Origin of the sequence: Reichenbachiella sp. MSK19-1 (genome assembly GCF_003590315.1) — a bacterium.
Lineage (GTDB): Bacteria > Bacteroidota > Bacteroidia > Cytophagales > Cyclobacteriaceae > Reichenbachiella > Reichenbachiella agariperforans.
Map to the genome: position 1 here is coordinate 1,942,741 of NZ_MIER01000002.1, position 23,483 is coordinate 1,966,223.

General features: G+C 43.7%; 17 protein-coding genes. 8 read left to right on the top strand and 9 right to left on the bottom strand.

Going from position 1 to position 23,483, the window contains the following annotated elements:
- Nucleotides 1-32: 32 nt before the first annotated feature.
- The 5 genes from BGP76_RS08035 to BGP76_RS08055 form a co-directional block, all read right to left on the bottom strand.
- Nucleotides 33-527 carry a hypothetical protein gene (locus BGP76_RS08035; protein WP_119844230.1) on the bottom strand — a complete coding sequence of 165 codons (495 nt, stop codon included), beginning with the start codon at nt 525-527 and terminating at the stop codon, nt 33-35.
- A 51-nt stretch (nt 528-578) separates the two neighbouring features.
- Nucleotides 579-1,553 carry an NADPH:quinone oxidoreductase family protein gene (locus tag BGP76_RS08040; protein WP_119844231.1) on the bottom strand — a complete coding sequence of 325 codons (975 nt, stop codon included), beginning with the start codon at nt 1,551-1,553 and terminating at the stop codon, nt 579-581.
- The gene (locus tag BGP76_RS08045) at nt 1,550-4,675 is read right to left on the bottom strand and encodes an exodeoxyribonuclease V subunit beta (RefSeq protein WP_221409857.1); all 3,126 of its coding nucleotides are present in this window, start codon (nt 4,673-4,675) and stop codon (nt 1,550-1,552) included. The genes BGP76_RS08040 and BGP76_RS08045 overlap by 4 nt, the downstream gene beginning before the upstream one ends.
- A gap of 673 nt (nt 4,676-5,348) precedes the next feature.
- Entirely contained in the window at nt 5,349-6,014 is a 666-nt protein-coding gene (gene sdaAB, locus BGP76_RS08050; RefSeq protein WP_073124861.1) for an L-serine ammonia-lyase, iron-sulfur-dependent subunit beta, read from the bottom strand.
- 177 nt (nt 6,015-6,191) lie between these two features.
- Nucleotides 6,192-6,986, bottom strand: coding sequence for a thymidylate synthase (locus BGP76_RS08055; RefSeq protein ID WP_119844233.1), 795 nt, complete (start codon nt 6,984-6,986; stop codon nt 6,192-6,194).
- Between the two features lie 281 nt (nt 6,987-7,267).
- Between BGP76_RS08055 and BGP76_RS08060 the strand changes: the two genes are divergently transcribed.
- The 7 genes from BGP76_RS08060 (at nt 7,268) to BGP76_RS08090 (ending at nt 18,967) form a co-directional block, all read left to right on the top strand.
- On the top strand, nt 7,268-9,529 hold the full coding sequence (locus BGP76_RS08060; RefSeq protein WP_119844234.1) for an RND family transporter: 2,262 nt from the start codon (nt 7,268-7,270) through the stop codon (nt 9,527-9,529).
- Nucleotides 9,530-9,876: 347 nt separating this feature from the next.
- Nucleotides 9,877-11,412: a bifunctional GNAT family N-acetyltransferase/carbon-nitrogen hydrolase family protein gene (locus BGP76_RS08065; protein WP_073124867.1), complete on the top strand. Its 1,536-nt coding sequence runs from the start codon at nt 9,877-9,879 to the stop codon at nt 11,410-11,412.
- Nucleotides 11,413-11,656: 244 nt separating this feature from the next.
- On the top strand, nt 11,657-14,278 hold the full coding sequence (locus tag BGP76_RS08070; RefSeq protein ID WP_119844235.1) for a PQQ-dependent sugar dehydrogenase: 2,622 nt from the start codon (nt 11,657-11,659) through the stop codon (nt 14,276-14,278).
- Nucleotides 14,268-15,173 (top strand): sugar phosphate isomerase/epimerase, encoded by a 906-nt coding sequence (locus tag BGP76_RS08075; RefSeq protein ID WP_119844236.1) that lies wholly within the window; start codon nt 14,268-14,270, stop codon nt 15,171-15,173. The genes BGP76_RS08070 and BGP76_RS08075 overlap by 11 nt, the downstream gene beginning before the upstream one ends.
- A 10-nt stretch (nt 15,174-15,183) precedes the next feature.
- Complete coding sequence (locus BGP76_RS08080) at nt 15,184-17,379, top strand: TonB-dependent receptor (RefSeq protein ID WP_119844237.1); 2,196 nt, start codon at nt 15,184-15,186, stop codon at nt 17,377-17,379.
- Complete coding sequence (locus tag BGP76_RS08085) at nt 17,379-17,738, top strand: transmembrane 220 family protein (RefSeq protein ID WP_119844238.1); 360 nt, start codon at nt 17,379-17,381, stop codon at nt 17,736-17,738. The genes BGP76_RS08080 and BGP76_RS08085 overlap by 1 nt, the downstream gene beginning before the upstream one ends.
- 65 nt (nt 17,739-17,803) lie before the next feature.
- A complete protein-coding gene (locus BGP76_RS08090) occupies nt 17,804-18,967 on the top strand; it encodes a hypothetical protein (RefSeq protein ID WP_119844239.1) in 1,164 nt (387 codons plus the stop codon).
- 2 nt (nt 18,968-18,969) lie between these two features.
- Here BGP76_RS08090 and BGP76_RS08095 read toward each other — a convergent pair whose 3' ends face one another.
- The 4 genes from BGP76_RS08095 to mce all read right to left on the bottom strand — a co-directional run bounded on the left by BGP76_RS08095 (nt 18,970) and on the right by mce (nt 22,852).
- Nucleotides 18,970-20,772: an ATP-binding protein gene (locus tag BGP76_RS08095; protein ID WP_119844240.1), complete on the bottom strand. Its 1,803-nt coding sequence runs from the start codon at nt 20,770-20,772 to the stop codon at nt 18,970-18,972.
- A gap of 117 nt (nt 20,773-20,889) precedes the next feature.
- Nucleotides 20,890-21,318, bottom strand: coding sequence for a hypothetical protein (locus BGP76_RS08100; RefSeq protein WP_119844241.1), 429 nt, complete (start codon nt 21,316-21,318; stop codon nt 20,890-20,892).
- Nucleotides 21,319-21,411: 93 nt separating this feature from the next.
- Nucleotides 21,412-22,449, bottom strand: a complete 1,038-nt coding sequence (gene thiL / locus BGP76_RS08105; protein WP_073124881.1) for a thiamine-phosphate kinase — start codon at nt 22,447-22,449, stop codon at nt 21,412-21,414.
- A 1-nt stretch (nt 22,450) separates the two neighbouring features.
- Nucleotides 22,451-22,852, bottom strand: a complete 402-nt coding sequence (gene mce, locus BGP76_RS08110; protein WP_119844242.1) for a methylmalonyl-CoA epimerase — start codon at nt 22,850-22,852, stop codon at nt 22,451-22,453.
- Nucleotides 22,853-22,971: 119 nt separating this feature from the next.
- On the opposite strand from mce, the gene BGP76_RS08115 reads away from it, so the two are divergent.
- Complete coding sequence (locus tag BGP76_RS08115; RefSeq protein ID WP_073124885.1) at nt 22,972-23,298, top strand: iron-sulfur cluster assembly accessory protein; 327 nt, start codon at nt 22,972-22,974, stop codon at nt 23,296-23,298.
- Nucleotides 23,299-23,483 lie beyond the last annotated feature (185 nt).

Here is a 23,483-nt window from a genome sequence, read left to right on the forward strand (position 1 = left end):
AGAGGTTTTCACAATCCAAAATTACGGATTTTCTACTCAATACCTGTGCAGCTCATCGCCCATTCTAAATATTGATCTTGATATTTTTCATAACTCGCAGGAGTTGCCAAAGCATAGAACATGTAGTACACTTCGTTGTAGGCATTTTTAGCCACTACGGCATACATAATTTTCTTTCCAACTTCAGCTTCGTACACTTCCCACCACGCAAAACCATTTTCAGTTTCGCCATTATCTATGGCTATCCAACTTTCCTTAGCGATACCTGATTCTTTAGCTCCAAACTGATAGATTTTAGCTTTCTCAATATTACCTACGTAAGCATAAGCATTGATTTTAGTATCCGACTCCAAATTGTAACCTTCGATCTTAGTAAAGCCATCTTTCTCAGACTGCTTAAACCCGTACCCCTCAGGGATCACCATATCAAACTTGTACTTTTTGGTATCAATATTACTTCCTTGAGCAAATGCTCGTTCTTGTGCGACAAGCGCAAACAAAGTCACGATTAGGAGGATTCTTTTCATATCTGTTGATTGTTTATACTTTGTAAGATTCAATAAAAATATAGAATAAAATCAAGTCACCAAAACAATCTTCCCCTTCACTACCTTATCACGAAGTAGATTTAAAGCTTGTTCATAATCTTTCAGTTCGAAAACTCGATCAATTACAGGTTTCAACTGTCCCGAAGCGAACCACTTTATGAGTTGATCTACATTCTGCGCATTTCGTTCTGGATTATTTCTAAAAAACGAACCCCAAAACACGCCCACTATAGATGCACTTTTGAGAAGAGGTAAGTTAAGCGGTAGTTTGGGAATTTCACCTGCTGCAAAGCCTACGACTAGATACCTACCAAAACGAGCTATCGAACGAAAAGCGGGCTCGGCAAAGTCTCCTCCTACTGGATCAACTACTACATCCACACCCGTTCCTTTGGTGATTTCTTTGACAGTCGCTTTTATATCTGTGGATGTGTAGTTGATGACATGATCTGCCCCTACTGCTTTGCACAGTTCTAGTTTTTCGTCTGTAGATGCACAGGCGATCACTGTCGCTCCATGTAACTTAGCCAGTTGGATAGCAGAGACTCCTATACCCCCCGCAGCACCTAACACCAAAACAGTCTCTCCAGGCTGCAACTGCGCTCGGTCAAATAACGCATGATAGGATGTGCCATAGGTCATCAGAGAAGCTGCTGCGGATTCAAAAGCCATCTCTTTAGGAATTTTAAAAGCATTGGTCGCCAAGGATCGCACTTCCTCAGCCAATCCACCCCAGCTCGTCCCAGCCATGACACGATCACCTACCTGTAAACTGGTCACTTTCGCACCCACCGACTTGACTACCCCAGAGACTTCACCTCCTGGTGAGAAAGGGAAATCTGGCTGAAACTGATACTTGCCACGGATAATCAGATTGTCTGGAAAATTAAGTCCACAGGCTTTCACAGATATAATCACCTCATTGGCTTCTGGCATGGGAGACGGCACTTCCACCAGCTTCAACAACTCTGCCCCACCATGGGTGCTACATAGTATTGCTTTCATACGGCTACTAGTTCTGGTTCTGAAAAATATATCAAATAGCCAGCAACCTCACCATAGCCCATCTTGGATAGAATAAATTTATATTCTTCTACCTGTCGGATGTGTCCTGCTGATTTAGCACCGGTTTTGTAATCAATAATGAGTGCCTTGTTGTCACGGATCACTACCCGATCTGGGCGTTTCATTTTTCCATCAGAAAGCAAAATAGACGCTTCATTCTTGACCTCCCAGTCATCGGTAAACCACTGCGATACGCCTGGCAAATCCCAAATCTGCCTGAGTCTATCTTTGATTTCCTGCACTTCATCTGGATTGAGCCCAAACTTCATGACGGCCAAATCTATCGCCTCGCCAAACTCACTTCGCTTCGTTATCTTAGAGAAAATCCAGTGCACAATATCTCCATAGTTGATCGATTCGATCTGGGTCTCTTCGAGAATTCTTGATTTGTACCGGAGTGCAACATGTTCTCCTAGATCAGTCGTAATCTTTCGCGGATGGATAGTAAATGCGGGCATGAGATCATGCTGGTACTCGCTCAACGCTGGCAACTCTCCTATCCGATGAAGAGATTCCTCCTCTGTAATCCACCTCTGCTCTAATGCAAAATGATATATCAGATGTCCTGCGGTCTTGAGTAAGGCAGGCTTGTAACCATCTACCGGAGCAGTGATCAACAAGGCCTCCTCTGCCCGTGTCATCGCCACATAGAGCATATTGAGATTATCCAGATGAATATCGTGCATCTCCGCTTGATAGTCTTCTGAGAAAACTGTACCACCCAATGCCGCTGAATACTTCACCGGTACGAGAGGCATTCCCAGCATCTCAGTACTCTTGGCTTGCTCACTCCAGATCAACTGCTCCCTAAAACCACCAGAGTGATCCAGTGACCAACTACAATAGGGCAGCAACACCGCCTTGAACTGTAGCCCCTTGGACTGGTGTATGGTCATGATGGTGATGGCGTCTTGGTCTCCCGATACTTGGATCGACCGTTTGTCATGGTCACTCCACCAGTTCATAAAATCTAAAATCGTATCTGGTTCATACTCCAAAAAATCCTCTACCGCATCCTGTATCGCCAGCACATAAGGCAAATCTTCTTCTACATCCATCAGATCAAACTGCCTCACCATCGTATTGACCAGCTCGGATAGGCGAAGAGACTTCCAGTACAAACGTTGCGCTTCGATCTGTTGCATGTGCATCGCCACATCCTCCGCAGCATAACACGAAGACAGTGCATACTCTACCTGTTTTTCGGCCAGACGCTCGCTTGGATACTGCAAATAGTGTAAGACCTGCAAAATCAAATGCACAGACTTATTGTTCTTGATAAACAGCGATTCGTTGGACAACACATCGTAGCGATAGCCATCTTTAGGGTTGGCGCGCTGATGATTCATCAGTGCCTCCGCTACTTGACGCCCTTCATTGTTTTTTCGCACTAGGATCGCGATATCGCTCAAACCATATTTGGCATCCTGTAGTGACTGCACGTCTGAAATCAACTTCGTGAGAGGAAAATCCTCTTCCTCTTCGGACTTGTCATAGAACTGGAGCTGTATCAAACCAGTCGCCGACTCGTCGAACAATTCTTGACTACTCGCTTGATAGGCCTCTTGTATCCGTAGCTGTTTTGCCCCTATTTTTGACTCCAATGTAGACTCTAACAAAACCGGAGCATGCTCAAAAAACAGGTTATTGAACTCGACTATATTTTGTTTGCTTCTGCGGTTGGTTTTGAGGCTTTGCTCATCTAGCAGTGCTGGATCCACGCCTTGCTTCACCTTCGAAAGCAAGATATCCCAATCTCCACCACGCCATCGGTAGATAGACTGCTTGACATCCCCCACGATCATGTTGAAATTGCCACTCGCCAAACTATCCTGTACCAATGGTCTGAAGTTGTCCCAATGCAGACTACTCGTATCCTGAAACTCGTCTATCAAATAATGATTGTAGCGTGTACCTATTTTTTCGTAGACATACGGCGAGTCACTATCGCTGATAATATCATGCAAGAACAACTGAAAATCAGAGATCAACAGCATGTCATTTTCTTCTTTGTAGCGAGCGATCTCCTGTGAAACCCTAGACAATAGCCCAAAAGCATACAGCCGTTTAGACACTTGCTCGAATGAACGGTAGGTTCTGATGTTCTCTTCATAAAAAGTCACCATAGAAGCCACCAAGCCTCGCAGACCTCCTTCCACAGCCTGCATCACCACCTCTTTTTCCTTTGATGTCTTAGCAACCCAGGCATCATCAGATACCGCCTTCTTGACGCGGGTACCGGGTTCTTTGATCTCTCCTTCGGCTACTTTATAAAAATACCCGCCAACACCCGCCGCTCCATAGGTAAAACTCGTCATCTCCAGTCCATACTGCTTGCACAAAAACACTGCCTCTTCTCCCAATTGACGGTACTCTTTTTCAAAAGCGTGCAATTGCTCCCGCACACGACTCAGTACCTGGTCCATAAAAGTCGCATCCTCCAGTTTCTCAAACACCTCGGTTTTCTTGGCTACCAGCTCATCCTTGAACAATTCTCCTGATAGCGACAGTATGCTCTTGTTGGTATCCCATGACTTGCCTTCATTGATCTCGCTAATCGCAAAATCGGTAAGCCAGCGCAGCAGCTGCGGATCCTCTGAGATACCCTGTATCATCTCATTGATCACTTCTGTGAGTACCTTGCCTTGGTTCAGTTCGATCTTGAAACCAGTATGCATTCCGATTTCCTTCGCAAAGGAACGCACCACACGCTGAAAAAATGCGTCGATCGTCGTGATCGCAAAAAAGGAATAATTGTGCAGGATGGTATTGAGCACCAAAGCGGCTCTGTTCTGCAACTGCACATCAGTCATCGCCAAATCCCGCATGAGATCTGAGGACATACTATGTGCACCCTTGCTCAGTTCCGTCAGGGTCTCGACGATACGTGACTTCATCTCCTGGGTCGCTTTGTTGGTGAAGGTCACCGCTAAGATAGACTTGAAATAATCTGGGTATTTGAGTGCTAATCGTAGGTAATTATAGGTCAGCGTATAAGTCTTGCCCGATCCCGCCGAGGCACGGTAGATACTAAAGATCTTGGGTATTTCCTCTTGATTCATTGTTTGCATGGTATGTGAGACTAGGGCTAGCATTCACTACTTGATCGTCAAGCAAGCTTAGGCTATTTCATTATCTTTTTTGGGATGTCTCAAAAAACTAAAATTAAGTAATATCGGTCAGATATCGCCCTCTAATCACGCCATCTATAAGATTACAACTACTAAAATGGTCTATTGTTTGGGTTTTGGCGAGAGTAAGAAGCTTATATGCGTTCGTTTAAATCTCGCAAATCCCTATCCATCGTCTTCAAGCCAGCCAGGCCATGCCTACGGCAGATAAACTCTTGGAGAATTTACTAAGATAGCCTTGACCTTCAAGGAAACTGTTATTTAGAATCTAACTCAGGTTAGCAATAGGGCACAAGAGGGTATAGATCTAAGGTGATGCTGTATGACTCCACAGCATCATACAACAAAAAGATATATATCTAAATGTAAAATGGTATATATCTAAACTTAATAAGATATATATCAAAAATGGTTTAGATATATATCAAAACGCTACAAGCTAACGAGGTTTGATACACTTTGTGCTTATGTCTCATGCTCATCTACCTTTTAACCTGAGTTCGATTAAAAATGAATCATGCTCTATCCGGCTTGAAGACAAAGTGTGATTGATGCATTTCCGACAAGGGTTTAATGAAAGTTGAAATCGAACTCAGGTTATTACCTAAATCACAGGTATATAAATCACGTCATGCACCCACTTGATATGGCGGATGTACTGGAGGGTGATGTCGTTGATACCCGAATCCATCTCAATGATCTGACAGGCAACATCATTCTTTCCCTTTCGGGAAACGGTCATCGTGGCGATGTTGCAATCGTCGTGTGAGATGATGTCAGAAATGAATGCGATGCTGCCTTGAGCATCGTCAGTAGTCACTACCAGAGTATGTAGGTTGGCAGTAAATCCTGATGCAAAACCATTGAAATTGGAGATTCGGATCACTCCACCTCCTCGACTCTCTCCTTCGAGCTCGATTTTCTTATCTCCCTTTTTGAGTCGCAAAAAAACCGTGTTGGGATGTTTGGTGGAGGCATTGCCGACAGAACGAAACTTGTAGGTCAGTTTGTCTTTGGCATGATCAAATGCGTCTTTGATACGCGCATCGTCGGTATCAAAATCCATTAGCCCAGCTACAATCGCCCGGTCACTACCGTGTCCTTCATAGGTCTGGGCAAATGAATTGTAAAAGATAATCTCAGCCTCGTCCGGGACACCACCTAACAGCTTCACGCCGACACGTCCTATACGTACGACACCAGCAGTATGCGAACTCGAAGGACCTATCATCACAGGCCCTATCATATCAAAGACACTACTTCTTTCCATCTATTTATTGGGGGTTGTTGTTGCACACTAAGGAAGCGAATATTTAGGACAATTCCATCCATCTAACGGATAGCCATGGCAATCACTTTCAAAACCTATATACAGCTCCCTATTCAAAGAGTCAGTCTTGGTTCTAAGCATCTTGATTCTTGGCTCTAGCGATCTTGGTTCTCTCCCTTATACCGCTACTGCCCCTTTGATGTGCGGATGTGGGTCATAGCCGACGAGTTCAAAATCCTCGAACTTGAAGTCGAAGATATCCTTTACCTCTGGATTGATCTTCAAGGTTGGCAAGGATCTGCACTCACGAGACAGCTGCAATTCGGTCTGCTCCATGTGGTTAGAATACAGGTGCGCATCGCCCAGTGTATGCACAAAATCGCCCGCCTCTAATCCGCAGACCTGCGCCACCATCATGGTGAGTAGTGCATAAGACGCTATATTGAACGGCACACCTAAAAACACATCAGCACTACGCTGATAGAGCTGGCAGCTCAGTTTGCCCTCTGCGACATAAAACTGAAAAAATGCATGACAGGGAGGCAAAGCCATATTGGGCACATCGGCGACATTCCACGCACTCACGATCAGTCGTCGAGAGTTAGGATTGGTCTTGATATCATGGATCAGCTGTGCGATCTGATCGATCGTCTGTCCATCGGCAGTCGGCCAGCTTCGCCATTGTACCCCATAGACAGGCCCCAGCTTTCCATCCTCGTCCGCCCATTCGTCCCAGATAGAGACGCCATTTTCTTTGAGGTACTGGATATTGTCATCCCCTCTCAAGAACCACAGTAACTCATGGATGATCGACCTGAGATGCAGTTTCTTAGTCGTCACGACAGGAAAACCTTGAGACAAATCAAACCGCATCTGATGACCAAAGACACTTTTCGTCCCAGTGCCAGTACGGTCACCTTTTTGAACGCCTTCGTCTAAAATTCGCTGCATCAGTTCGTGGTATTGCTTCATCTTATTTGGTCTTTTGTCTTAAAAAAATGGTTTTCCAAAAGTAGTCGATTTATGCAAAATGGACGATAGATACAGGCATAAATGGCCTCAATTGACAGAGCGCACTCAACAGACTCAAAGAGACTACCTCCTTATATGATAGAGAAAGAAATCAGCTGAGGGTAGGTCGGGACAAATCAGCCTCGCTAGACTCTTCATGTTATGCTGAAGACTTATGGGTTTTCGGGTGCTGAGATTAACCAATCTACATTAATATTGCGGCATGACATATCGCTTGCCCTATGATCAATAAGAAGTCCTCCATTCTATCGCTCGTCATCACTTTTGCGGTGATACTCGGGATGGGTAGTCAGCTGGTTCACCTGCGGTTCAACAATGATCTGGATGCCTTTTTCCCTCTCGACGATCCAGACCTGATCTACTACAAATCCTTCACCGAAAAGTTCGGTCATGACAATGACTACATCCTCGTCGGACTGGAAAACAATGCTGGCGTATTCGAACAGGATTTTCTACTCCGCAGCGATTCTGTACTGTCAGACCTAGAAGCCATCGATGGTGTCAAAAGTGTGATCTCACTGATCAATCTCAAAAAGCTGGTCAAGAGCCCGATGGGTTACATCGAACTCCCCTACCTCCACCTAACCGATCCCAGTCAGCTAACGAAGGATAGCCTCAAGATCACCAAAGAACCGCACGTGCAGGATCAGTTTCTATCCTCAGACCACCGATCTACCAAACTGATCATCACACACAGTAAGTTCAAAGACAAGAAGCTGGCAGATGCATTTGTCTCCCAAATCGATCAGACCTTAGCCAACTATCCGTTTGACAAAGTTCGACTCGCGGGACGCCCTATCGGCGAACGTGCCTATGTCTGGGCCGTACAGCAGGATTTTACCTTTTTTGTAATCTTCAGCGGTCTCACGATACTGATCATGCTGATCATTTTCATCCGAAGGCCTTCTATGGTGATCGCTTCGTTACTGGTCTCGGTGCTCTCTGTGGTGATGACACTCAGTTTCATGACCATCGTCGGCAAGGAGATCGACATACTCTCTACACTGATCCCCTCCATCCTATTGGTCGTCTCCATGTCGGACATTATCCACCTCTACGCCCATGCACAGGACGAGTATTCGAAGGGAGCCAGCATGTCAGATGCCATCAATCAGGCCGTGAAGAAAGTGGGTTTAGCTACCCTACTCACCTCCATCACTACCGCAGTAGGCTTCATTACTTTGATCTCCATCCGTGTACAACCTATCATCGATCTGGGGCTATACAGTGCCGTGGGGATCATGTTTGCTTTCGGGCTGACCTACTTGCTGTTCCCTCAACTCATGTTCCTCGTCGAACCCAGACTCAAAAGAAAGAGAAGCAACCCCATACTCAAGCGATTTCTTGATACCCTCTACCATGCCGTGATCCAAAGGCAAAAACTCATACTCACCCTATTCGCCATCGCGTCAGTACTCATTGGGATTGGGATCACCAAACTAGAAATCAATGCCTACCTGATCGATGACCTGCCCAAGGACGATCCCGTCAAAGAAGATTTCACTTATTTTGATACGCAGTATGGTGGCTCAAAACCCTTTACGATGACGGTATGGACACCCGATAGTGCAGAGCTATACTCGAAGGAAATCATCACGCTGATCGACTCCATCGCTACCCTCGCACATCAAACCCTCAATGCCAACAACCTCGTATCTCCTGCCTCCCTCGTCAAATCCGTGTATCAGATGCAGCACAGTGGTTTGGCCAAAAACTACAAACTACCAGAGACAGACCGAGAATGGCGTCAGGTCTTTTCGACCATCCAGAAAGGAAAAATAGAAGAGCGATTCTTCAAAGTCACCAGTGGCAACTTAGCCCGCATCAGTGGGTTTTCTAAAGATTTCGGATCCAAAGATGGAACCGATCGCGCCAAGGCATTCAAGGCTGATCTAGATCAATGGCTAGACAAATCCGTCCTAGACTATCGCATCACAGGCTCTACCCAACTAATCGAAAAGAGCCACGAGACCCTATCCATGAACCTAATGAAAGGGCTCTTCGCCGCAGTGATCATCGTCAGCATCATCGCTGGCTATATGTTCAAATCATGGCGAATGATCTTAATCACACTGATTCCTAACCTATTCCCTATCCTAGCCATAGCTGCAGTGATGGGCTTCTTTGGTATCCCTATCAATCTAGGGACGTCTATCATTTTTGCGATCTCCTTTGGAATCGTGGTGGATGACACGATACACTTTCTCAGCAAAATGCGCGAAGAGCGACTCGCAGGGCGATCCATGCCCTATGCGATCAAACGCACCCTCTTCGCGACAGGAGAACCTATTATCGTCACGACGATCATTTTGACCTCTGGTTTTATCATCTTCTGCTTTTCTCAGTTTGCCGCGACCTTCAATACAGGGTTATTCGTCAGCGTCTCGTTCATCGTAGCATTGATTGCCGACTTGACGCTGCTGCCCATATTGATCCTGTATTTCCTTCCACGCCGAACATTAAAAAAATCAGACAATACCTAAATCACACCCCTCTAATTTTTTGGTTCTACATGGAATTGAGTGGAAACTAAGAAAATGATAAGTGTTCAGGATGTACATTTTCTTCACAGTTCTAGATTTTCGCTTGCTTTTCATCAATGAAAAAGTAAGAGTCTGTCTGGCTTGTAGACATATACATGAAAAATAATCAACCTTTTCAGCCTAAGGCAGGTTTCCACTATCAATCACATAGACTCAAATTTTCTCTATTTACCACGCATTCATCCTAGTTTTTATTCATTATTTCTTTACCCTTTTCACTAACTTCATCCCCACAAAACTGAGTTATGGTTCATGCCATGACTCTAACCATTAGCCATCATACATATATGTTAGAGAGCATAGAAAATATTGAGTTACAGTACCTGACGCTGAGTGATTATCAGGAGTTAAAATCTGCCATGATTGAGGCTTATTCGAACCTCCCTAATTCCTATTGGGACGAGATTCATATCAAGACCTTGATAGAAAAATTTCAAGAAGGACAAGTAGTCATCAAAGTCAACGGTCAGTTGGCTGGGTGTGCCTTGTCTATCGTCGTAGATCATCACAAGTCTGACAACTCCCATACTTATAAGAGTATCACTGGGAATTTCTCGTTCGACACCCATACCGATGATGGAGACATCCTCTACGGGATCGATGTATTTGTCAAATCCGAATACCGCGGACTCAGACTAGGACGTAGACTCTATGACTACCGCAAGGAACTCTGCGAACGACTCAATCTTCGCGGTATCGCCTTCGGTGGGCGTATCCCTAACTACCACCTGCATGCTGATAAACTCAGCCCAAAAGAATATATCGAGAAAGTCAAACGAAAGGAAATACACGACCCTGTTTTCAACTTCCAGATATCCAATGATTTTCACCCATCGAAAATACTCAAAGGCTATCTAGAAGGAGACGCAGCGTCCAATGAATTTGCCGTACTGCTCAAGTGGGACAACATCTACTATGAGAAGGAAACCCAAACGGCAGTCAACAAAAAGAAGATCGTGCGTCTAGGACTGATCCAGTGGCAGATGCGTCTATACAAATCCCTGGACGAAGTGATGCAACAGGCCGAATACTTCATCGATGCGGTATCTGGCTATAGGTCTGACTTTGCGCTATTCCCAGAGTTCTTCAACGCACCGTTGATGGCCGAAAACAACCATCTCTCTGAGTCCGCTGCGATCAGAGAACTCGCCAAACACACCGAAGAAATCGTACAGCGTTTCTCAGAGCTCGCCATCAGTTACAACATCAACGTGATCACAGGCAGTATGCCAGAGATCAAAAACGATCTACTCTATAACGTGGGCTATCTATGCAAGCGTGACGGAACGGCAGAGCGTTATGAGAAGCTACACGTCACCCCTGATGAGGCCAAAGTATGGGGAATGCAGGGAGGGTCAGAGCTCAAGACCTTTGATACCGACTGTGGCAAGATCGGCATCTTGATTTGTTATGACACAGAGTTCCCCGAACTGGGTCGCGTATTGGCGGATCAGGGGATGGACATCCTGTTCGTTCCTTTCCTGACCGATACCCAAAATGGCTACTCTCGTGTGAGACACTGTGCACAGGCTCGCGCCATCGAGAATGAATGCTATGTAGCCATCGCAGGTAGTGTGGGCAACTTACCCAAGGTACACAACATGGACATTCAGTTTGCCCAGTCAATGGTTTTCACGCCATGTGACTTCTCTTTTCCCGCCAATGGTATCAAAGCAGAAGCCACAGCCAACTCCGAGATGATCCTCATCGCAGATGTAGATATTGATCTGCTCCGAGAGCTCAATCAGTTCGGCAGTGTCAACAACCTCCGAGACCGTCGCAAAGATCTCTTTGAGATCAAACAAAAGAAGCCGACTAAGTAGTCAAACGACTCATTTTAAAAGGTCATTGATTTTTGAAAACCAATGACCTTTTATTTCTTCCTGTTTCACCTACAAGAACTACCTACATCATTACCACGTCACCTTTATATCATACATAGAGACATGTAACATCACTAATGGTAATTCCCCCATTTTTCGTTCAGAGCCAGACAAAACCGCCAAGAAGCTCTGAATTACCTAGGTATTGGTTTATGTTTGGGATAGGAAATCTGAAAGATAAATTATGTTAAAGTACCCATTCATACTCGTACTCTTAGGTGCGTGGATCGTAGCATGTGACGCTACCCAATACGATGAAAACTCCATCCCTGACGAACACCGATTCACCCAAGAAGTGTTTCTCAACTATCTCAATGAACCTGTAGAACTAGAAGTCCTGCCCAATGGACAAATACTCTACATAGAACGAAAAGGAGGGATCAAACTTTATGATCCCAAAAAGATGAGCATGGTACTTACCGATAGTCTCTCTGTATTTTACGGAATGGAAGATGGGCTCATGGGTATGGCACTAGACCCTAATTTTAGCCAGAACAAATGGATCTATCTATACTACTCCCCTATTGGAGACGAACCCAAACAACATCTATCACGCTTTACCTTTGATCAAAATGGCATCTCTGATGAGAAGATCATGCTCGTAGTACCTACACAGCGTGACGAATGCTGCCATACAGGTGGATCAATCGAATTTAGTGCTGACGGGCTACTATATCTATCAACTGGAGACGACACCAACCCTTTCAAATCGAATGGCTATGCTCCTATCGACGATGATCGAGAAGGTTTCAAACCTTTCGATGCACGCAGAACCTCTTCCAACACCAATGACCTAAGAGGAAAAATCCTCAGAATCAAACCCGAAGCTGATGGCAGCTATTCCATCCCAGAAGGCAACCTATTCGAAGACGATGACCCTAAAACCAGACCAGAGATATATGTCATGGGGTGTAGAAACCCCTACAGAATCACTGTCGACCAAAAAAGAGGATGGCTATTTTGGGGAGATGTAGGGCCTGATGCGGGAAACAATCATGCCGTACGAGGACCTAGAGGACACGACGAAATGAATGTCGCCATGCGTGCTGGCTACTACGGCTGGCCGATGTTTATCGGAGACAACAAACCCTATGCCGATTGGAATTTTGTCACGAACGAGAGTGAAGGAACTTTCGATCCAAAAAACCCAATCAACACCTCTAGGTATAACACAGGTATAGAGAAACTACCTCTCCCTGTGCCTGCGATGATCTACTACCCCTACTCTCCTAGTGAAGAGTTTCCCCAACTCACCAACGGGGGACGGACTGCGATGACAGGTCCCGTTTTCTATCAAGAGAAAGGGATGGACAAAAAACATGGTTTCCCCGACTATTTCGATGGACGACTTTTCATCTATGACTGGATGCGAGACTGGATATTCACGATCAAAGTAGACTCTACAGGTACTCCGTCAGATTTCGAGCCTTTCACGCCATCCGCAGACTATCGCAATATTATAGACATGGACTTTGGCCCAGATGGCACATTATATATGTTAGAATATGGCACGGCATGGTTCAAACAAAATGAAGATGCAAAGCTAAGCCGCATCGTATTTGACCGAGGCAACCGTGTCCCTGAGATGAAAGTAGACATCTCTCAATCCTTCGGTAGCAGTCCACTAACCGTCACGCTAGATGCTAGCAAATCTCGTGACTATGACGAAGATGAACTGAGTTACACTTGGAAAATAGGAAACGAAACCTTCGAAGGTGCAGCGGTGACTTACACTTTCAATGAAACAGGTGTGTTTTACCCTAGGCTAACGCTACGAGATGAAGCAGGGCACACACTCATGGAGCAGTTCAAAATAGAAGTAGGTAATGATGCGCCTAAGATAGATATCAACATCCAAGGCAACACGAGCTTCTACTGGCCAGGACGCAACATCACATACGAAGTAGCCATCAACGATGCGCAAGACGGGACGATAGGCAAGGGTATCAACCGGGATGAGGTCAATTTCGACATCCTATATATGGATGGTTTTGACCAGTCACAGATACTAGGGCATCAAATGCCAGTCACCTCTGGAGAAGCCCTGATCAGTAAATCGGATTGCATGTCTTGCCACAAGGTCAATGACAAGTCCGTAGGTCCTTCGTTCACCGAAGTAGCCAAACGCTACAAAAATGACAAATCGGCTATGGAGTACCTCAGTATCAAAATCATCAAAGGAGGTAGTGGTGCATGGGGAGACCACTCCATGTCGGCCCATCCTGATTTCACACAGGGAGAAGTCAAAAGTATGGTAGAGTATATTCTCTCCCTCAGCGAGGAAAAACCAGTTCTCAAAGCTTTAAAAGGAATTTACTCAGCTGATCCAGTTGAGGACTCCAAGCAATTAGTATTCAGTGCGCAGTATACAGACAAAGGGTCTAATGGTCTCACGCCTATCTCAGAGATCAAATCCTTAGCATTAAAACCCAACATGATAGATGCGGGATTGGCTGACAGCATATTCAATGCTGAAATCAATCGAAATGGCAGTATCAACCGAGTGTACGGAGGAGCATGGATTAAATATGAACAAATAGACTTAACTGATATCTCATCCATCTCATTGATGATCAAACATGTAGCAGATGTCCCAGTAGCACTTTCTATCCGAACAGAAAGTCCAAAAGGAACAGAAATAGGCTCATTCACTGTAGAGGGAGACAACCATGATTTTACACCTACAGTAGTAGATATAAACCCTACACAGGGTATTCAGAATCTCTATTTTGTATTCTCTAGCGAAACTAAAGACATCAACTTGGCACAAGTCAAAACAGTTAAATTCAATTCAAATGAAAAATAAGACATATCGAATCTCAACATTGATGATCTTAACATGGGTCTGTGTTGGACTTACTTTTTGCTCACCCAAATCAGAAAGTCAGGAAACAAAAAAACAAGATTCACCATTAGACGAAACACCAGTCGAAACTGTTCAAATAGGTCTTCAACTCTACACAGTTCGTGATTCTATGGCAGTCAGACCCAAAGAAACGCTAGAGCGAGTCGCTCAGCTGGGCTATACCCAAATCGAATTGGCTGGGTATGATCAAGGGCATTTTTATGGTTTTGAACCGAAAGAATTTGCAGAGATCGCCAAAGGCTATGGACTCTCACCAGTCAGTGCACACATCAGCATCGATGCACTACGTGACAACCCACAGTTGGCCATCGCATCATCGAAAGCGGCAGGCTTGAGCTATATCGTACTACCTTGGCTCAGTGACGATCAAAGGAAAACCATCGCGCAATACCAAGACCATGTAGAATTGATGAATCAGGTAGGACGAATGTGTACTGACCAAGGTCTAAAATTCGCCTATCACAACCATGCTTTTGAATTCAAAGAGATCGACGGACAGATCCCCATGGACATCATCATGAAAGGTACAGACCCTGCACATGTCAAAATGGAGCTAGACCTCTATTGGATTTCCAAAGCAGGCTTTGATCCCGTGGCTTACCTTCAGAAATATCCTGAAAGGTTTACCATGTGGCATGTCAAAGACATGGACGACACAGCTGATCAAAATTTCGCAGAAGTCGGTAATGGCACCATAGATTACAAAGCGATCTTCGCACTTCGTGAAACTTCGCCAATTGATTATTTCTTCGTCGAACAAGATCAATCTGACGATCCATTCAAGAGTATAGAAACATCCATTAGATACGTCAAAGAAGTATTACTAGCAGAATAGAATTTAGAAGATGAGGGCATTAGGGGCGGCAGTTTTGGTACTACTATGTACTACATTAATTTATGGGCAAAATATCGAAGGCAAGGTTACCGATCAGATCAGCGGAGAAGTTCTGATCGGTGCTGCCATCGAACTCAATCATCAGACAAAAGGTAGTATCACGACCGAAAAAGGGCTATTTCAGTTTCAGAACCTCGTCCCTGGACTCTACGAAATCCAGGTTAGCTACCTCGGGTACGAGCGCTATATCGAAAAAAACATCTGGGTAAAAACTGGAAAAACTGTCTACCTTAATATTCAGCTCGCTCGTAGCAACAACGAAATGGATGAAGTAGTCGTCACGGCGAACACCGAGCCTTTGCGTGACGAAACAGGTAACATTTCCATCACAGAAGAGAAAATCAATCGCTACGCCGCGACCTATTACGACCCAGCACGACTAGTACTCAGTAGCCCAGACGTGATGGTCACCAACGATCAAAACAACCAGATCTCCGTACGTGGACTCTCTCCTGAACTCAACGTCTGGCGACTAGAAGGCGTAGAAATCGTCAATCCTAACCATCTATCCAATGCAGGGACCTTCAACGACCAACCCGCTGCGACTGGAGGTGGCGTCAACATCCTTAGTGCTCAGATGCTCGACAGATCCCAGTTCCACATCGGAGCGATGGACAACAGCAACAACAACGCCGTAGCAGGGCTATTCGACATGGATTTTAGAGATGGCTATGCAGGAGATCATCAGTTCACCGCACAAGCCTCGTTGATCGGACTAGACTTCAGCGCCGAAGGGCCACTCAAAAAAGGTAGTCAAGCCAGTTATCTCGCCAACTACCGCTATTCGTTCACTGGACTACTCGGACTCATGGGCGTAGATTTCGGTGGAGAGGTCATTGGGTTTCAAGATTTAAGTTTCAACGTACACCTACCTCTCAAAAACAAAGCATCTTTAAACGTCTTTGCCCTTGGAGGATTGAGTTCTAATGAATTTAAGGCAAAAAGCCCTGCAGATGTTGAAATCGAAAAAGATAAATCCGACATCTCCTATCGCGAAAAAATGGGAGGTATAGGAAGTAAATACAACTTACCCCTCTCCAATGGGTACAGCATACAACTCACCTCTCTATTCTCGTCCAATTCTCAAACCAGAAACCAAACAACTTTCAGAGACTTGGTCAATGTAGAAAGTCGCTACAATACCGAAAACCAAGTCGCTATCTGGTCCAACAGAGTAGAAGTCAAGCGTAATCTTGGTCACAACACCTTTCAATTAGGTAGCAATTTCAATCACTATGACCATCAATACCAATCGACAGGTACTCAGGTTATCGATTTTTCGAATCAGCAGTCGCTCCTAGCGCCTTACCTACTATGGGAGTATCAGCCAACTACCATTTTGTCAATCACTACTGGTGGCACTTACTATCTACTTAACGCCAACTCCACAATGTACAATTATGACTACCGAGCAGCTGTGAGTTATAAATTAGGAATGATGAAAATGAGTGTTTCTGCAGGCAAATACTCACAAGTCAAACAAGCTTATAGCAATTTCACTCCACGGCAAGCAGAAGCTCAATACAACTTCTACACCAATGGTTTCATCGAAAGCTATCGCTACCTAGCCTCGACCGAGACTACCATCAAAAAGGTAAATATACAAGTAGAGGGGTTCTATTACTATTTCCCATCGGTGAGTGTCATCAAACGTATGACTCCTCCAGATTACATCATCTATACAGACAAACAATCTCAGGCACAAACCTCTGGCGTCAGCCTTAGACTTCAGGGAATGACACCTCTGTTTTACTATGACATAGGAGGATCCTTGTTCAACTCCACTTACGAAGGAGAAGACTTACCCTACAACCTTGGACACTCTTTCAGCGCATCAGTTGGAGAGAAATGGTTTTTCAATCGCGAGGGTGAAAACAGAGTACTTTCAGCAAACTTGAAAGGAATGTATCAAGGAGGCATGTATCAACCCGAAAACGACAGACTATCTCCTTATGGACGAATTGATATAAGAATCTCTTGGGCAAAGAACAAGAAAAACACTGTTCGAACATGGTCTTTGGATATCCAAAACCTAACCAACCGACAAAATGAAGCCTTCCAATACTATGATTCGGTTACAGGTCAGATAGAAATGAACTACCAACTCGGTCTACTCCCCATACTCACTTATAGAATCGAATTCTGATGAAAACAAAACTAATCAGCATACTCTACTTCCTTATTTTCGGAGCGTTCGCTTACCTGCAGCTCAATGATCCCGATCCTTTATTTTGGGTCGCAATCTATGGTCTAGTAGCCGTAGTGTCTGCAATGCGGCTGTTCGGGTTTTCTCACCCGAGGGTATTCCTAGGTATCACTATCTTGTTGGTCGGGATCGCTTGTTTTTACATTCCGGGGTTCGTCGAGTACCTAGTCCAGCCCAACAAAAATGAGATCGTCGGCGAAATGGTCTACAAAAAACCATACATAGAAGAAACCAGAGAGTTTATCGGATTACTCATCGCTGCAGCTTCTACTTTTCATCAATATAAAATCAAAAGCTAAATCAGTTTATATTTTGAATCCTGTGATTATCTTAGTTGCCGATTCCAACTAACGCTATCACTAGAATGCTCAAAACATACGCATGGGTCTGTCTATTGCTGACCTTGACTACTGTCAGCTATGCCCAAGACAAGCCTGAACTCCATGTCGGTGGAGCGCTACGATTCAACTACAACCTCTCGACTTGGAAAGATGCCCAAAAGAAGCGTGGCGGAGATTTCGGGTATGACGTATTCCGTATCAACGCCAAGGCCAAATACAAAGGCGTAAAACTGAACGCCGAATACAGGCTCTATTCACCCGATTTCGGTGGTGGCATGCTCAAACAAGGATGGTTTGGCTATGACTTCAACGATAAAAACAATCTACAATTGGGCTTGACGCAGGTTCCTTTTGGCATCACGCAATACAACTCTCACACTTGGTTTTTTAGCATCAACTACTACGTCGGGCTGGAAGACGACCATGACATGGGCCTCAAATACACTCATATCGGCGAACAGTGGGAATACGCACTGGCCTTTTTCAAAAATGCAGAAGAGCTGCGCTTTGGCAACAATAGCGACATAGACGATGGCAGATACTCCTACGACATAGCTTCCAAAGACTGGGACGGAGATGGCGAATTAGACCTTCGCAACAAAGAAATCAATCAAGTCAATGGAAAGCTAAGTTACAAATTTGGTTCAGAGACCCGAAAAAACAAATTAGGTATCTCAGCAGAATACGGAGGAGTTTACAACCTCGATACCGAGTCGATTAGCCCTAGGTATGCCTTCGCTATTCACTATGAACTCACCGCAGGACCACTCAATCTCAAAGCCCAAATATCCACCTACAAAATCACGACAGATGGTCTAATTGGCGAACCGACAGACATCATCGCGATGACTGCCTATGGTTATCCGTATTTCGTAGCAGCAGCAGCTACCTCCTACACCTTGGGGATCAGCTACGACATTCCCGTTTCTTGGGGGCCTGTCTCCAACTTACAGTTATACAATGATTTTGGTTTTTTAGACAAGACCGTCACAAGATTCGAAGACACCTTCATGAATGTTACTGGTGTACTCGTCACTGCGGGGAATATATATTCCTATTTTGATTTTGCAGCTGGTAAGAACCAACCATGGCTCAACCCTGATTTTGATCACTCATTAGCAGAAGGATCCAGCGTCACGAACCAATGGGAGGCTCGTTTCAACATCAATTTTGGTTACTATTTTTAGGGCTAAACAGGCAAACTAACATGAAATATGCTCCCCTGTCCTATTGTAGATTCCAACCACATCTTCCCGCCTAAATCAGTTACGTATTTCTTAACGATAGATAGTCCAAGCCCCGTGGAAGTCTCTCCTCCTGTAGGTTGCGCACTGAGTTTTTGGAATCTTCCAAACATTACTTCTTTGTCTTCTTCTGTAAAGCCAGGCCCTTCATCCTGTACCGAAAAGACAATGACTTTTTCGTCATAAGCAACATTTAAGCTCACAGTAGTTTCATGACTAGAAAACTTCAAAGCATTCGACAATAGATTTTCCAAAACAAGAAAGAGTAGTAGGTGATCTGTTTGAAGTGAACGAGGAATACCTGTTTCATTTACATTTAGACTTATCGATTTCATAGCAGCTGTCGGTTGGTAGCGACTACTGACCTCCTGCAATAGATTACTCACATCCACCTGCTCTTTGAGTACAACACTCTGGTTTTGTTCCAGCGCATTTACATCCAGTATTTTGGTGATCATATCACTCATACGCTGAGCTGAACTATCCATGAGCGTGACAAACTCTCGGTCTTCCTCGGTCATTTTAGAGTCACTCACTCTAAGGAGATTTGATATCCCGATGATATGATTCAGCGGTGATCTCAGATCATGCGCCAGTATGCTCACCAGATTATTCTTCTCCTCATTCAATGCCAGCAACTGAACATTTCTATTCAGTAGTTGTTCATTCTTTCGACTAATATCAGTCTGTTGTTTCTCTATCTGCACTTTTTGAACCATCAAGGTCTTGGTGCTCTTGTTGTTATTATAGTATAGTACAACAATCACTATCAAAAACAGTACGACAATTACGAAACCTAGCACCAAAATCTTGCGATAGTTTTTCTCCTCTTCCAATCTAATATTTGCATTTTTAACCATAGCTAACTGCATCTCCTTCTCTTTGGTGAGAATGATAGTTCCCAATTGATCATATTCGTACAAGTTGTCTATGAATTGAAACACCTCCTGCCCCATGTACTTAGAGGTCAGTTCAGCAATCAATGAAGTAGCTAGAGAATCTGTCAAAAACTCATTTAGTGGCTCATCCCAATCACTCTGGAGTGGCATGATATATCCATATCCCGTTCCTTTAACTGTGAAAAAATTTTGGCGAGTCAACTCCCCTCCGTTTTTCAATAACATGAGATAAATCGGTAAATCGATAAAACCAAAACGATTGTCGTGACTACTAATCTCATCCAAAATATTTTGATCGCTTGGGATAAAGTGTGTTTTGAAATCAATATTAAGACGCCGTTTCAAGTCCGCTAGCATATTTTCATACACCGTACCTTTGATCGTTACAGCTTCCATCTGACTCATCATCTCAAATATCTCGTCATAGCCATGTATGATAGGAGTTCCTTTACTAGACACCAATACAGTGATATCGGTCAGATAGGACTCTGAGAACTTCAAAAACTGCTTTCTCTCCTCTGTAATCGAAAAAGCCGAAACACCTAAGGTACTTGGATTTTTCGCATCTCTAGTTTGGACGATAATACTGCTAAAATCCTTGGCCTCTATCCAGTTTAGTTTCAACTCAATACCATGTTTCTCCTTTACATAAGATTGAAATCCCTCTAAAACCTCACACTCTAAACCATGGAATTTCCCCTTTTCATCTTGATAGATAAAAGGTTTAGAAACATACCAGTGTAAATCCAGTGTAGCTACACCCGTACGTTGCGCCTCCTGCCAAGAGTCAGCAAGGGACTTAAAAGAAATAGAAACCAGTAATAAGCAGAAAAGAATAATTCTACGCATATATAATTATATCAGATGACATGCAGTTGTATGGACTGATCACATCATGCCATTAGTATTACAATGCTGGTTGTATACTTGAAAGCAATATAATTGGGAAAATGCGTTGTTAAAAGTCTATTTGTGTTTTAACCAGTTAAAGGCATTAGATATAGACTGGAAATAGGTCACATTTGATATTCTTCGTTCTTGAATATCTCTTTGTATATCATCAATTGAAAATTTGGCAAAAATATCATCAGGAAAAACCGCTGCAGCGAATTTCACCCCCGAACTGATCATTTCCTGAGTAAAAGTACCAGAAATGTATCGTTGAGAATTGTCATCCAGTACTTCTATCTGTCTAGCATCATAGAGGACTTTTTGTGCACCTTCAAAGGTTACTGCATCTAAGATGCGATCTCCCACTGCTTTGATCTCTTCGAAAGTACAAAAACCCGACCATTTACTCATCAATATACTATCCTCTGGGCTCCAAAAAACCTTTACGTAGGGTTTGTCTAAATAGACTCTTGACTTGTTAGAAATGACTGGCTCTGAATCCATAGAATATCAAATAGTTTCAAAATGATACTCAAAAGTAATTTTTAATCCTTTAAAAAAACAGAGTAAAAACGCATAAATAAATAAGCATTTTTCCTAAAAATGTTTCCATCCTTGCGCCTGTAGAGGCACTGTATTCCCACCTTTGGTGACTAGTTTATGGCCATTTTCTTTCTTATCGATATAGCCTATAGCTGATACATCTGGCAAGTTTTTGATCTTTTCAAAATCTGTCTGACTGATCGTAAACAGAAGTTCATAATCTTCACCTCCATTGAGTACACAGGTCACAGGATCCATTTTAAATTCCACAGCTGTATTATACGTTACCTCATCTATTGGTAGCTTATCCTCATAAATGGTAATTCCCACTTCAGACTGTTTAGCGATATGAAACAACTCGGAAGCCAATCCGTCCGAAACATCAATCATCGACGTAGGTACGACTCCTGCCTCTTCTAATTCGAAAATCACATCCATTCTTGCACTCGGTTTGAGCTGCCTTTTGACAATATACTCATAAGCAGAGATATCAGGCTGCATCTCAGGATTCGTTTTGAAGACTTCCTTCTCTCGCTCTAGCACTGTCAGTCCCATCAGTGCACCTCCCAAATCACCCGTAACACAGATAATATCATTCTCCTCAGCATTTTTTCTATAAGAAACTTGCTCCTTACTGGCCTCTCCTATCGCCGTGACCGATATGATCAACCCTGTCGGAGACGATGTTGTATCACCTCCGATCAAATCCACAGCATAATCTTCACAGGCGAACTTTACTCCTTCATAAAACGACTCCACCGCTTCTACCGAAAAACGATTGCTAAGCCCCAGGCTCACCGTTATTTGTTTAGGCTTGCCGTTCATCGCGGCGATATCAGAGACATTGACAGCCACGGACTTGTATCCGAGATGTTGCAGCGGGATATATGATAAGTCAAAATGCACCCCTTCCACTAGCATATCGGTGGTCACCAGTTTCACCTTTGCCCCACTCTCTATCACAGCCGCATCATCACCTATCCCTACCAAAGTCTCAGGGTTCTTGTGTCCAAAAGACTTACTGATACGATCTATTAGACCAAACTCACCAATCTCTCCTATTTCTGTTCTTTTTTCTTTCTCCTGTGACATGTTATTCTTTGATTTCTTGACATAGCTCTATCAACACCCCGTTGGTAGATTTTGGATGTAAAAAGCAGATACGTTTGTTATCAGCGCCCTCCTTGGGTCTCTCTTGAACAAACTCAAAACCCTCTGACTGAAGACGCTCAATCTCGTATTGTATATCCTCTACCTCAAACGCCAAGTGATGTATTCCTTCTCCCCGCTTATTTATAAACTTAGCAATCGCCCCTTGTGGGTCATTCCCTTCGAGTAGCTCTACCTTCGTCTCTCCCAATTGAAAAAATGAAGTTTCCACCCCCTCCGATGCAACGAACTCAGACTTGTATACTGCCTGTCCAAACAGCTTCTTAAAAAGAAGATTACTCTGTTCCAGATTCTTAACAGCAATACCTACATGTTCTAATTTCATCCGAGTTGAGAGGTTAATTATTTAAATTAATTCTAATTAAATCCTTACTTTTGCAAAGAGAATGAAACTTTTCATCAAGCTGAAGAGTTCTATCTAAATAATATTGAATAGTAAAATTTATGCTAAAGGTATCAGAAAAAGCGTTGACGAGAATTGTAGAATTGAAAAAGACAGAAGGTCACCCTGAGTCACACAATCTACGTGTGGCAGTAAAAGGAGGCGGTTGTTCCGGATTGATGTACGATCTTTCGTTTGATGATCAAATCACGGACAAAGATGACGTGTTTGAAGATAAAGGTGTAAAAGTGATCGTAGACAAAAAAAGTCTCTTCTATTTACTAGACACCACTTTGGACTTCTCAGATGGATTGAACGGCAAAGGATTTCAGTTCGTAAACCCAAATGCCACACGTACGTGCGGATGCGGTGAGAGTTTTGCTGTATAATTAGGTAATATCTACAGTAAACCATAACATAAAGCTATCACCTAAAATTAGGGGATTCCCTTAAATTTTGTTAAAAAGAGATAATATAGAAGTCATAAGTTTGCAATTTGGTATGCATGTCATACTTTTGTCAAACAATAACAGAGAAACAAAGAGATAAAAAATATTTGATCTTAATTTCAGTT

What these genes read in the sequence shown, in the direction of transcription:
- BGP76_RS08035 (WP_119844230.1), bottom strand. Translation starts at nt 527, where the DNA reads ATGAAAAGAATCCTCCTAATCGTGACTTTGTTTGCGCTTGTCGCACAA.
- BGP76_RS08040 (WP_119844231.1), bottom strand. Translation starts at nt 1,553, where the DNA reads ATGAAAGCAATACTATGTAGCACCCATGGTGGGGCAGAGTTGTTGAAG.
- BGP76_RS08045 (WP_221409857.1), bottom strand. Translation starts at nt 4,675, where the DNA reads ATGAATCAAGAGGAAATACCCAAGATCTTTAGTATCTACCGTGCCTCG.
- sdaAB (WP_073124861.1), bottom strand. Translation starts at nt 6,014, where the DNA reads ATGGAAAGAAGTAGTGTCTTTGATATGATAGGGCCTGTGATGATAGGT.
- BGP76_RS08055 (WP_119844233.1), bottom strand. Translation starts at nt 6,986, where the DNA reads ATGAAGCAATACCACGAACTGATGCAGCGAATTTTAGACGAAGGCGTT.
- BGP76_RS08060 (WP_119844234.1), top strand. Translation starts at nt 7,268, where the DNA reads ATGATCAATAAGAAGTCCTCCATTCTATCGCTCGTCATCACTTTTGCG.
- BGP76_RS08065 (WP_073124867.1), top strand. Translation starts at nt 9,877, where the DNA reads ATGTTAGAGAGCATAGAAAATATTGAGTTACAGTACCTGACGCTGAGT.
- BGP76_RS08070 (WP_119844235.1), top strand. Translation starts at nt 11,657, where the DNA reads ATGTTAAAGTACCCATTCATACTCGTACTCTTAGGTGCGTGGATCGTA.
- BGP76_RS08075 (WP_119844236.1), top strand. Translation starts at nt 14,268, where the DNA reads ATGAAAAATAAGACATATCGAATCTCAACATTGATGATCTTAACATGG.
- BGP76_RS08080 (WP_119844237.1), top strand. Translation starts at nt 15,184, where the DNA reads ATGAGGGCATTAGGGGCGGCAGTTTTGGTACTACTATGTACTACATTA.
- BGP76_RS08085 (WP_119844238.1), top strand. Translation starts at nt 17,379, where the DNA reads ATGAAAACAAAACTAATCAGCATACTCTACTTCCTTATTTTCGGAGCG.
- BGP76_RS08090 (WP_119844239.1), top strand. Translation starts at nt 17,804, where the DNA reads ATGCTCAAAACATACGCATGGGTCTGTCTATTGCTGACCTTGACTACT.
- BGP76_RS08095 (WP_119844240.1), bottom strand. Translation starts at nt 20,772, where the DNA reads ATGCGTAGAATTATTCTTTTCTGCTTATTACTGGTTTCTATTTCTTTT.
- BGP76_RS08100 (WP_119844241.1), bottom strand. Translation starts at nt 21,318, where the DNA reads ATGGATTCAGAGCCAGTCATTTCTAACAAGTCAAGAGTCTATTTAGAC.
- thiL (WP_073124881.1), bottom strand. Translation starts at nt 22,449, where the DNA reads ATGTCACAGGAGAAAGAAAAAAGAACAGAAATAGGAGAGATTGGTGAG.
- mce (WP_119844242.1), bottom strand. Translation starts at nt 22,852, where the DNA reads ATGAAATTAGAACATGTAGGTATTGCTGTTAAGAATCTGGAACAGAGT.
- BGP76_RS08115 (WP_073124885.1), top strand. Translation starts at nt 22,972, where the DNA reads ATGCTAAAGGTATCAGAAAAAGCGTTGACGAGAATTGTAGAATTGAAA.